This window comes from Massilia sp. UYP32 (assembly GCF_050434365.1).
Taxonomy (GTDB): domain Bacteria; phylum Pseudomonadota; class Gammaproteobacteria; order Burkholderiales; family Burkholderiaceae_D; genus Telluria; species Telluria timonae.
Genome location: NZ_JBNDIK010000048.1, coordinates 1 through 11,085, shown reverse-complemented (window position 1 = coordinate 11,085; position 11,085 = coordinate 1). Strand labels below are relative to the sequence as shown.

Annotated in this window: 11 protein-coding genes and 3 tRNA genes; 5 read left to right on the top strand and 9 right to left on the bottom strand. The window is 64.5% G+C overall.

Annotation, left to right across the window (positions count from 1 at the left end):
* The 8 genes from ABIB42_RS25580 to ABIB42_RS25545 all read right to left on the bottom strand — a co-directional run.
* Nucleotides 1-329: GTP-binding protein (locus ABIB42_RS25580; protein WP_429249199.1), on the bottom strand; the 329-nt coding region annotated here is incomplete at its 3' end.
* 85 nt (nt 330-414) lie between these two features.
* Nucleotides 415-489, bottom strand: a tRNA-Thr gene (locus ABIB42_RS25575).
* Between the two features lie 33 nt (nt 490-522).
* A tRNA-Gly gene (locus tag ABIB42_RS25570) sits at nt 523-596 on the bottom strand.
* A 38-nt stretch (nt 597-634) separates the two neighbouring features.
* Nucleotides 635-719: transfer RNA gene (locus ABIB42_RS25565), tRNA-Tyr, on the bottom strand.
* A gap of 320 nt (nt 720-1,039) precedes the next feature.
* Nucleotides 1,040-2,584, bottom strand: a complete 1,545-nt coding sequence (locus ABIB42_RS25560; protein ID WP_184238388.1) for an HDOD domain-containing protein — start codon at nt 2,582-2,584, stop codon at nt 1,040-1,042.
* 13 nt (nt 2,585-2,597) lie between these two features.
* Nucleotides 2,598-4,256, bottom strand: a complete 1,659-nt coding sequence (locus tag ABIB42_RS25555) for a tetratricopeptide repeat-containing response regulator (protein ID WP_219862091.1) — start codon at nt 4,254-4,256, stop codon at nt 2,598-2,600.
* Between the two features lie 167 nt (nt 4,257-4,423).
* Nucleotides 4,424-5,383: a J domain-containing protein gene (locus ABIB42_RS25550; protein WP_184238392.1), complete on the bottom strand. Its 960-nt coding sequence runs from the start codon at nt 5,381-5,383 to the stop codon at nt 4,424-4,426.
* Between the two features lie 132 nt (nt 5,384-5,515).
* The gene (locus tag ABIB42_RS25545) at nt 5,516-6,664 is read right to left on the bottom strand and encodes a class I SAM-dependent methyltransferase (protein ID WP_005663645.1); all 1,149 of its coding nucleotides are present in this window, start codon (nt 6,662-6,664) and stop codon (nt 5,516-5,518) included.
* Between the two features lie 44 nt (nt 6,665-6,708).
* Here ABIB42_RS25545 and ABIB42_RS25540 point away from each other — a divergent pair, with 44 nt between their 5' ends.
* From ABIB42_RS25540 to ABIB42_RS25520, 5 genes are all read left to right on the top strand, one after another.
* Nucleotides 6,709-7,509: an SDR family oxidoreductase gene (locus ABIB42_RS25540; RefSeq protein WP_184238396.1), complete on the top strand. Its 801-nt coding sequence runs from the start codon at nt 6,709-6,711 to the stop codon at nt 7,507-7,509.
* A 9-nt stretch (nt 7,510-7,518) separates the two neighbouring features.
* The gene (locus ABIB42_RS25535; protein WP_005663650.1) at nt 7,519-7,917 is read left to right on the top strand and encodes a dihydroneopterin aldolase; all 399 of its coding nucleotides are present in this window, start codon (nt 7,519-7,521) and stop codon (nt 7,915-7,917) included.
* The gene (gene ttcA, locus ABIB42_RS25530) at nt 7,914-8,861 is read left to right on the top strand and encodes a tRNA 2-thiocytidine(32) synthetase TtcA (RefSeq protein WP_219862090.1); all 948 of its coding nucleotides are present in this window, start codon (nt 7,914-7,916) and stop codon (nt 8,859-8,861) included. The genes ABIB42_RS25535 and ttcA overlap by 4 nt, the downstream gene beginning before the upstream one ends.
* 74 nt (nt 8,862-8,935) lie before the next feature.
* Nucleotides 8,936-9,694: a 2'-5' RNA ligase family protein gene (locus tag ABIB42_RS25525; RefSeq protein WP_143054459.1), complete on the top strand. Its 759-nt coding sequence runs from the start codon at nt 8,936-8,938 to the stop codon at nt 9,692-9,694.
* 60 nt (nt 9,695-9,754) lie between these two features.
* Nucleotides 9,755-10,276, top strand: coding sequence for a SixA phosphatase family protein (locus ABIB42_RS25520; RefSeq protein WP_429249198.1), 522 nt, complete (start codon nt 9,755-9,757; stop codon nt 10,274-10,276).
* Between the two features lie 100 nt (nt 10,277-10,376).
* Here the strand turns inward: ABIB42_RS25520 and ABIB42_RS25515 are convergent, their stop codons facing one another.
* A complete protein-coding gene (locus ABIB42_RS25515) occupies nt 10,377-11,045 on the bottom strand; it encodes a hypothetical protein (protein WP_429249197.1) in 669 nt (222 codons plus the stop codon).
* Between the last annotated feature and the right edge of the window lie 40 nt (nt 11,046-11,085).

The following is an 11,085-nucleotide window of genomic DNA, read 5'->3' as shown; positions in this document are numbered from 1 at the left end:
TCAGCGGCCGAGCACACCAGGATCGCGCCGTCCATCTGCGCAGCACCGGTAATCATGTTCTTGATGTAGTCGGCGTGGCCTGGGCAGTCAACGTGCGCGTAGTGACGGTTTTCGGTTTCGTACTCGACGTGCGCGGTGTTGATGGTGATGCCGCGTGCTTTTTCTTCTGGAGCCGCGTCGATCTGGTCGTAGGCCTTGGCTTCGCCGCCGAATTTCTTCGACAGGACGGTAGCGATTGCAGCCGTCAGGGTGGTTTTACCGTGGTCAACGTGACCGATGGTGCCGACGTTCACGTGCGGCTTGGTCCGTTCGAATTTACCTTTTGCCATTTCAGACTCCTAAGATCTAACGATATTTTGGGGATTACCAGGCACACCTGACGGACGAGTGCAACGCGACTGCCGTACAAAATTCTGGTGCCCTTGACGTGGATTGAACACGTGGCCTCTCCCTTACCAAGGGAGTGCTCTACCACTGAGCTACAAGGGCTGATTTTTGCGATGTAGAAACCACCGCACTAACTGGAGCGGGTGAAGGGAATCGAACCCTCGTCGTAAGCTTGGAAGGCTTCTGCTCTACCATTGAGCTACACCCGCGAGGTACAACTTCAAATCCGACTTCACGATCTTCTTTTTGGTGGTGGGGGCTGGATTCGAACCAGCGTACTCAGAGAGGGCAGATTTACAGTCTGCTGCCTTTAACCACTCGGCCACCCCACCGCGAAGAACCGCAGAGTATGAAGCAAGCTCAACGTACTGTCAATCAGGTTTTGGTAGAAGATTTTCTACTTCGCCTGACAGCGTTGCTTCGGGGCGTGATTGTAACGGTCGGACTGTAAAGCTGCAAGGGTGATTTTGCCAAGTGCGAAAAAATCTTTATGAACTGATTTGGAATTGGCCCGTTGGCACACCAGCACAGCTTACCAACGTCGTTCCCGCGGAGGCGGGAACCCAAGTTTTCATGCGTATTGTTGTGGCGGAGAGAAACGCTATCGGGGCGCAGCGGAATGAGGTTCCCGCCTCCGCGGGAACGACGTTAATTAAGGCTGGGGGTTGCCCGCACCCGCCGGCGCCAGCGCCGCCAGCACCTGCGCCTTGAGCGCCTTGATCAGGGCCGTCTCGTCCGGCGCCACGCCCTCGGGCGCGGGGAAGATGCGGTCGGCGTAGATCAGGCCCAGCCCGGCCTTGCCGACCACCAGCGGCAGGACGATGAAACTCTCGGCGTCCGGCAGCAAAGTCTTGTACCAGGCCGGCAGCAGGTCGCGGATCCTGGGGCTGAAGGCGTCCGCAATCATCATGTCGGCGTCGTTTTCGAGCGCCAGGTGGAACACGTCGCGCGTGAAGGCGCAGGGGAAAACAAAACCATCCTGCAGGTCGACGCTGCCCTCGCCCAGCGACACCCGGGCGCGGAACTGTTTCGTGCGCGCGTCGCGCAGGCACACGGTGGCGAAGCGGAAGCCCAGCGCGCCGTACAGGGTCTCGAGCACGGCCATGATGACGTCGTTGACGCCGGCGCCGCACCCGCCCAGCAGGGTCACGTCCTGCACGCCCGCCAGCAGCAGGTCGCGCGCATTCTTCGGCTTGCCGCTGGGGTGGAACTCGCCCTCGTCGTCCTCGCCCGCGTCCAGGGTGGCCAGCGCCAGCACGTTCGGCAGGCTGCTGGCGGCCTTCGGATCGGTCTTCGGCGCGCGCTCCATGTTCATGCTCTGCAGCATGCCGTTCATGCCTTCCTGCACCTCGTCGTACAGCGCCACCATGGCCGGATGGTCGACGCCCAGCGCCGCGCCATAGCGCCGTATCAGTTCCTGGGTCTCGGTCGCGGCGGCCGGATCGTGATGGCGCCCCATCAGGCGCGCCACGTCGCGGCTGAAGGCGGCCACCTGCCGCATCCATTCGTCGCGATCAAACGCGGCCTCGAGCGGTCCCGGCGGCAGCGTCGCCTGGGCCTGCACGATCAACTCCGGCATCTGCCACTCGCGCAAGATCGCCTCGGACAAAACCTCAAAGCTGCAGCCCAGGATCAGTTGCGCAGCCTGGCTGGGGCTATGCTTGCCGGCCGCCACGAACGCGGCGATTTCCCGGTAGCGCTCCGGCTCGTGACTGGCCAGCAGCAGTGCGCCCAGGTTCTTGAACAGCGCGCAGATCGCCGCTTCCTCGGCCCCGGGGATCGGGCTGTGGCGCGCCAGCTCGCGGCCGACCAGGCTGGCGCACAGGGCGGCTTCGAGTTCCACCCGCACGCCGTGCTCGGCGGTGTCGAGCGCATCGACCAGCAGCATCGCCAGCGCGGCGGCGCGCACATTGTCGAAGCCGAGCAGGGAAATGGCGCGCGAGATCGTCGTCACCGGCGTGCCGGACAGGGTGCGGTACTGGACCGTGTTGGACAGGCGCAGGATGCGCTGGGTCAGGGCGACGTCGGACACCACGTAATACGCGAGGTCGGCCGTGCTCAGGTCGTCGCTATACCCCATGCCGATCACATGGGCGATGGCGCCGCCCAGGGTGAACATGCGTTCGGTGCCGCTGAGTTTACGCATCAGGGCGGGTCGCACGCGGCGCGGGGCGCAGTCCTGGGGGATGTCGGCCATGGCGTCGCTCCGCTCAGCCGGCCTTGCGCAGCGGCGCGGCAGCATGCGCGCCTTGTCGCAGTCCTTGATTGTATTGTTTCAGCACCTGCTGGTGCAGCGCCGCCAGCGCCGGCAGCTTGGGATTGAGCGCATCGAGCTTGCGCACATTGCCGATCAGGCCCGGCACCTGGGCGCCGAGGCGGTTGTCCCAGCCCTCGTGCTCGAGGCAGCGCAGCACCGCCAGCGCGGCATTGAAGGCCACCGCCGGATTGCTCGGCAACTTGGTGGCCGCTTCCAGCATCAGCCTCACCGCGCCCTGGTAGTCGCCGTCCCTGGCGCGCGCGGCGCCGCCGGCGACCAGGTCGACCACCTGCTGGCGGCTCTGCTGGGCCAGCGTCTGCGCCAGCTCGCTTCTACCTGCCTGCTCCAGCACGCCCATGGCGCGGGTGACCATGGCGTCGCTCGAGGCATTGCTCATCACCTCGCGCACGATCTCGGAAGCGCCTTCTTCGCGGCCATTGTCGATGCAGGTGCGCGCCAGCTCGAGCTTGAGGTCGGGCGACAGATTGGGCGCATCCTTGCTTGACGCCAGGGCCGCGCCCAGCGCTTCGCCCAGGCGCTGCTCGTTGCCGGTGTATTCGTGCACCAGGGCCGAGGCGATCGCGCTGCACAGCGGGGTATTGGCGCGCCCGCCCATCGAGCGGTCGAGGTCGCGCACCACGGCGGCGGCGCCGACGGGATCGCCCTTGTGCACCAGCGCGCGCACCAGCTTGACGTGGTCCTCGGGGTCGCGAAATTCGGAGTATTTGGCCTTGCCCACCACCTGGCGCAGGGCTTTTTCGGCGGTGTCGACGTCGCCCGCCTCGAAGGCGGTGTCGGCCAGGGTGCGCAGGCGCCGCACGGCATGCGGCGACACCGCCACCGCGTCGCTCAGCACCGCCTGCGATTTCTGCAATTCGCCGACCGCCGCGTGGGTGCGCGCCAGCCAGTCGTAGGCGTCGACGAAGTTGCGGTTGGTGTCGACCAGGTCTTCCAGGATGTCGCGCGCTTCGGTGAATTGCTTGCGCACGAACAGGGTCTTGGCCAGGCCGAGCCGGGCCCAGGCGATCGCCTTGATCTCGACCAGGTGGCGATAGATCGGCTCGGCCTGGTCGGCCTGGCCCAGGAACATGTGCAGCTCGGCGCGCAGGCGCAGGAAGTCGACCGCGTAGCGCGCGTGCAGGCGCTGGCCTTCGATGCAGGCGGCGATCGCCTCCTCCTGGTCGCCCGCTTCCATCAGGGTGTACACCGGCAGGAAGGCATTGCGCTTGTCGAGGGCGCGTGCGATGCGCTCGAGCAGGCGGTCGGCGGTGAACGGCTTGAGGATATAGTCGGTGGGCGCCAGCTCGGCGGCGCTGACCACCTTGCTGTGGTTGCCTTCGGCCGTGACCATGAAGAACATGGTGGCCAGCCGCATCAGCCTGTGGTGGCGCAGGTCTTCCAGCAGTTGCTGGCCATCCTGGCCGCCTTCCAGGTCGTATTCGCACAGGATCATGTCGAACTGGCGCAGGCCCAGGTGCTTGACGGCCTGGTTGGAGGTGCTGGCGTGCTCGATCCGGGTCAGGCCGCACAGCGTGAGCATGCTGTGGATGCTGGCCCGCATCCCCGCGTGGGGCTCGATGATCAGGGCCGTCAGGCCTTCCAGTTCGTTCATGATGGTCCGTGTAAGCCTGCGTTGGGCGTGGCGCCGTGGCTGCATGGGCGCGCGGCATCTGGCCAGTATATTACGGCGCGGAACGAAAATAATGAAATCGGGGTAGGTCCTGACACGAGAAAGTGTCAGTACGCCGAAAAAACGACAGCCAGCTGATTGTGGGCCGCTTATTGCATATCGGCCGCGGCCTGGCGCAGGGCCGTATGGCGGCCGTCGCACTCGGACTTGCTGGCGCCGTCGACCACGTTCTGGTAACGCACCTCGTACTTGCCGGCGGCCAGCTTGTCGAAGGTGAAGTTCGAGCGCTGCTGCACGAAGGCGTGCCTGACGTTGGCGCGGCGGTCGAGGTCGTACAGCTTGACGAATACCGGCGCCGCGTTGGCGCTGTTGTCGACCACGACCTGCATTTCTGTCCCCTCGTTGCCGACCGGGTAGCCGGGCAGGTAGGAAGACTCGAGCGGCCAGGGATCGCCGCTGGGCGACGCCAGTGTCTGCAGGTCGGTGCTGCAGTCGGGGGCGCGGGCCGGCACCGCCAGCTGGGTGACGGCGAGCGCGCGCACCTCGGGCGGCGGGCCCTTGGCGCCGTCCGGACCGATGCGGCGGGCCCAGTCGTCACTGCTGGCGTCGACGCCCAGCGCGTCCGGGCGGCCGGTCTTGACGGGGTCCTGGGCGATGCCGCCCCAGGCCAGTGCGCTCGGGATAATGTTGGGTTGTTGTTCGATCGTCAGCACGGCGACGACGGCGCCGGCCACGAAGCAGCCCGACATGCCCAGCCACCAGCGCGGATCGCGCCACAGGCGCTTGCGGCGCGGCTTGGGCGGCGGCTGCCCCTCCCAGTTGTCGGCGTTCTTGCGCGGCTGGCCTTCCTTGGCGTTCGAGCTTTCCAGCCACTCGACTTCCCACTCCTCGGCGGCGATCCATTCGTCGTGTTCCTTGCGGCGGACGGGATCGGACAGGACGTTGTAGGCGGTATTGACGACCGCCATGATGCGGGCGGACTTTTCGTCGCCCGGGTTTTTATCGGGGTGGTATTTCTGGCTCAGGGCCTTGTAGGAAGCACGAATGACTTCCTGGGGCGCATGACGCGACACCTTCAGGTTGTCATAATGTGTATGAATCTTGGCCATGATCTGTCAAGTCTACCCGCTTCTACCCTGCGCGTTTTGTCTGTCCTCGGCCGAAGCCCGTCATGTGACGAGACGCGGGAATATCTCACAGCTTAGCCGGATTTGTGTCCGCTGTGCAAGATATCATAAAGTCTACAAGCGATGACTGCGGTCCGCGCGCACGATTGGCTCTGGCAATTCTACGTCCTGTCCGACCACCAGGACCTTGAACAATTCGCCCATTTCAGCAGGAGAAACCAGCTTTTGCACGGCCCGCGACCGGGGCAGGAAATGCTTGGCATCCTCGGGGTCGTTTTCCAGCAACAGTTCGCCGATCCCGGCGCCGAGCAGGAAGGAAGCCTGGCTCATATAGGCCAGCACCGGCAGGCCGGCATCCTGCGATGCCAGCGCCATCGCCGTGAAATCGACGTGGGCGGTGATGTCCTGCAGGCCGGGCAAATAAAAGGGATCCGGGTGCGCGTGGTGGCGGTAATGACACATCAGGGTGCCGCCGATGCGCTGGTCGAGGTAATACTCGTGGGCCGGGAAGCCGTAGTCGAACAGGATGGCGGCGCCGCGGCCGCCCGCGAACATCGCCGCCAGCGAGCGCATGAAGCCGGCGCCGATCGGGTGCAGTTCGGTCACATAGCCTTCGATCATCTGCTCGTGGTCCGGCACCTGGCGCGCCAGCTGGGCGGTCAGTTCAGCGCCGAGCGGCGCCTGGACGAAGGCGAAAGCGCCGTCCTCGACCGTGACCATTTGCCGGCGCCAGCCGTCGCCGGTACGGATCACCAGCTCGACCGGCATGGCGTCGAGCACCTCGTTGGCCAGCACCACGCCGCTGAAGCGGTCCGGCATGGCGTCCAGCCAGCGCAGCTGCGGCAGGTCGGCCAGGTTGGCCTGCTGGCGCGCGCGCAATTCGCCGGACAGTTCGATGATGGTGTAGGAGCGAACCTCGACACCCTGCCGGGCCAGCTCGGCCAGGACGTCGCGCGCCAGGCGGCCGGTGCCGGCGCCGAACTCGATGATGTCGGGCGCGCTTTGGGCGATAATAGCGGCTGCCACGCGCGCCACGGCCGCCCCGAACAGCGGCGTCATCTCGGGCGCGGTGGTGAAGTCGCCGCTCGCGCCGAGCTTGGCTGCGCCGCCGCTGTAATACCCGAGCCTGGGCGCATACAGCGCCAGTTCCATGAAACGAGAGAATGCGATCGCGCCGCCGTGCTGTTCGATGTCGGCGGCGATGAGCTGTTGCAGGGAATGGGACGCGGCCAGGGCGTCGGTATCGGGTGCGGGCAGGGACATGCCGGCATTGTAGCCAGAATAGCTTTTATCAACAATTCAAGAAAATGATGACGGATAGCCCTTCGATCTCCCTGCCCCGGGTCGCGCTCGTGACCGGCGCCGGCCGTCGCCTGGGCCGCGCGATCGCGCTCGGCCTGGCCCAGGCCGGCTGGGACCTCGCCCTGCACTACCGCCATTCCGAAAGCGACGCGATCGCGACCCGCGACGCCATCCTGGTCCTGGGCCGGCGCGCCGCGCTGCTGCAGTGCGACCTGGCCGACGAGGCGGCGGTACGCCAGCTGGTCGGCCAGGCCAGCGCGGCGCTGGGGCCGATCTCTTGCATCGTCAACAACGCTTCGTTGTTTGAATACGACAGCGCCACCGCGTTCTCCTGGGAGCTGCTCAACGCCCATATGCAGGCGAACGTGGCCGCGCCGGTGCTGCTGGCGCAGGAACTGCACGCCGCCACCCCGGAGGGGCGGCAAGCCGTCGTGGTCAACTTGCTGGACCAGAAACTGTACAATCTCAACCCGGATTTTCTGTCGTACACGCTGTCCAAGGCGGCCCTGCACACGGCGACCACGATGCTGGCCCAGGCGCTGGCGCCGAAGGTGCGCGTGGTCGGCGTCGCTCCCGGCATCACGATGGTGTCGGGCGACCAGAGCGAGCAAGGCTTCGCCGCGGCGCACCAGATGACGCCGCTGCGGCGTTCGTCGACCCCGCAGGACATCGCCGACGCCGTGGTCTACGCCGCATCAGCGCGCGCGCTGACCGGCACCACCCTGCTGGTCGATGGCGGCCAGCACCTGATGCCCTCGCAGCGCGACGTGATGTTCCTGACCGAACCAAATAACTCCACCAAATAAGGCTATCCCATGTTGTCCGCCCTGTCCCACCCGAGCTTGCGCGATTGCCGCCGGCTGTTCCTGCGCAATTACGAAGTGATGATCAATATCGGCGTGCACGATTTCGAGAAGAAGGGCGAGCAGCGTGTCCTGATCAATGTCGAGCTGTACATTCCGCTGGAGCTGTCGACGCCGAAGGCGGACCAGCTGGCGGAGGTGGTCGACTACGATTTCATGCGCGAGACCATTGCCCAGCGCATCGCCAAGGGCCACATCCACCTGCAGGAAACGCTGTGCGACGACGTGGTGGCCGCGATGCTGACCCACCCGCGCGTGCGCGCCGCCGGTGTGTCGACGATGAAGCCGGACGTCTATCCGGATTGCGAAGGCGTCGGCGTCGAAGTATTCAGGATCAAGGAAGAAGCATGAACGAAACGGTGATTGAACGCGTCGTCGAAGACGACTTCCCGACTGCCGAGGCCGGCATTGACGCGAAGAAGCAAGAGAAGATCGCACGCGAAGACAATAAACTGCACAAGCGCCTGTGCCGCCTGGTGGGCCAGGCCATCGGCGACTTCAATATGATCGAGGACGGCGACAAGGTGATGGTGTGCCTGTCGGGCGGCAAGGACAGCTATGCGCTGCTCGACATCCTGCTCACGCTGCGCGAGCGTGCGCCGATCCACTTCGACATCGTCGCGGTCAACCTCGACCAGAAGCAGCCGAACTTCCCGGCGCATATTCTCCCGGCCTACCTGGACAAGCTCGGCGTGCCTTATCACATCGAAAACCAGGACACCTACAGCATCGTCAAGCGCCTGGTCCCGGAAGGCAAGACCACCTGCTCGCTGTGCTCGCGCCTGCGGCGCGGCATCCTGTACCGCGTGGCCGACGAACTCGGCTGCAACAAGATCGCCCTGGGGCACCACCGCGACGACATCCTCGAGACCTTCTTCCTGAACATGTTCTTCGGCGGGAAGCTGAAGGGCATGCCGGCCAAGCTGGTGTCGGACGACGGCAAGCACATGGTGATCCGCCCGATGGCCTACGTGAAAGAAGCCGACACCGAGCGCTACGCCGAAGTGAAAGGTTTCCCGATCATCCCGTGCGACCTGTGCGGCTCGCAGGAAAACCTGCAGAGGAAGCAAATCAAGAACATGCTGCGCGAATGGGAAAAGAAGCATCCGGGCCGGGTCGAGAACACGTTCTCGGCGCTGTCGACCGTGGTGCCGTCGCATTTGCAGGACCGCGACCTGTTCGATTTCGTCGGCCTGAAGACCGATGGCGTGCCGAATCCGCTGGGCGATATCGCGTTCGACGAGGAGCCGTGTTCGACGCCTGCGGCGAATACGATTTCGTTGACGCAGCTCTAAGAGCAGCGCATCGAGGAAGCAGAGGCCGGTGCCTCTGCTTTTTTTTCGTCATGATAGACGTGCGGAACGACGACATGACCGACACCTCTGCGAGGCCCAGCCTGCAAGCCCATTACGACACGATGTGGGAGCACGCCTTTGGCGCGATCGCGCGTGGAGACGTCGATTGCGACACGCGACTTGCGGCCGGTCCCGACCCGCGCCGCGGCATCAGCCTGATCGCGCGTCCCGGCCCATCGCTGCAGGCGCGCTTCGACGGCCTGCTAGACTGCCTGGCGGGCGCCGAACCGCGCCAGTATCGCTACCCGGCAGCCGATATGCACATGACGATCCTGTCGCTGCTGACCGCCGGCGCCGGTGTCGCCATCCACCCGGCGCTGGTGGACGACTATTTGGCCGCGGCCCGGGCCGCCGTGGACGGCATCGAGGCGATCGGGATCGACTTCGGCGGCATCGCGCTGTCGCGCGGTGCGGTGATGGCGCGCGGCATTGCACGCGGCCCAGCGCTGGAAATCCTGCGCGAGCGCCTGCGGACGGCATTGCGCGAGCGGGGCCTCGACGGCGCGCTCGACCGCCGATACCGCCTGGTGACCGCGCATATGACGCTGTTTCGCTTCACCGAGCCCTTGCGCGATGCGGCGCGTTTCGCCGCCCTGCTCGACGCGCTGCGCGACGAGCCGCTCGGCGTCATGCGCATCGAACAGGCCGAACTGGTGGTCAATGACTGGTATATGTCCAGCCACTCGCTGGTGCGGGTGGCAGCGTTGCCCCTCGCCGGGCCGCAGCGCGATGCCAGTTTCCACGGTCGCCCTCTCCCAGATACCGAAGCCTGAGTTCCGCCGTGCTACGCTGGCGTCACCTCCACCGCCTAGAGAACCGCGATGCGCCTGCCTTTGAGCCAAGCCCCACGCCTGCTGCGAAACATCTTCATTGCCCTTGCCGTGCTCGTCCCAGGCACTGCCCTTGCCGAGCCCAGCGCGATCTACCTGGTCCGCCATGGCGAAAAAGCCAGCATCGGCAAGGACCCGGCCCTGACGCCGCAAGGCCAGCTGCGCGCCCAGAACATCGCGGGGATCCTGCACCGCACCGGCATCCAGGCCATTTTCAGCACGCCGACCACGCGCACGCTGCAGACCGCGCAGCCGCTGGCCCGGCAACTGGGATTGCAGGTCGAGCAGTACGACCCGGCCCGGCCGAAAGCGCTGGTCGACAAGGTGAAGACGCTGCACGGCCCCGTGCTGGTGGTCGGTCACTCGAACACGCTGCCGGAACTGGTGCGCCTGTTCGGCGGCGAGCCTGGTCCCTATATCGCCGACGACGAGTACGACCGTCTCTACCAGCTCACGCTTGACGCCGGCGGCGCGGTAAGGACGGTCATCCTGACGTCCCTGCCTGCATCCGCCAGCGCGCCCTGAGCGTGGCCAGGCGTCAGGGCGCGACGTTCGTGCGCAGCACCGGATACACGGGAACTACTGCCGGAACTACGGGGTCAGGTCTGACATTTGGACACGGCCTCTACAATGATTTGCTTTTATTTGCCCTCTCAAAGCCAGCAATCGCTCGGCTGACCGTTTTGGTCGACACACCAAACACGCGTGCTATTTCCGACATGGTGAAGGCGGTAGACGCGTAAGCACGTGCCATTGCCTCGCTCCTGTCCGGATACCGGTCCTGATAGTCGGACAATGGAAGCGCAACGGCACGTCGTTCAGATCTCTTTGTTTCTATAAGCTCTTCGGATTGCTGCAGTTGCTGGTGCACCAATATGAAGTTTTCATCGCCAAGCAGAATTTGATGGCGTGTAGCCTCCAATGGACTCATTTGCCCAAGGCCAGCAAGAACAAAATCCTGATATGCCGCGATCGCGCTCGTCGGCGTATTACCAAACTGCCTTAGAAGCCAGTTGCGCTCAAGCCAGTCGGGTGAAATGTCATCCCCTATAAAATAATGGTAGCTGCTCCATCTCCATTCTTTCAGCGCCGCCACGGTGTTAGCGCGTAGAGGATTTAGAACAATATAACGGGAAACCTCTAGCAGATAGCTATCTTTCTGCACCAATACCGCCTTATAGCGCCCTTGAAACAAGTGGCCAACAACACGATGCCGTCGATTGAAATACTGTGAATAATTGTTTAGTGCCGTGCGATCATATTCCTCGTCGTAGCTGGCCTTTATTCCGAGCAAAGGCTATGCTGAACGAGTTGATTGCTGGGTTCAGCAATCC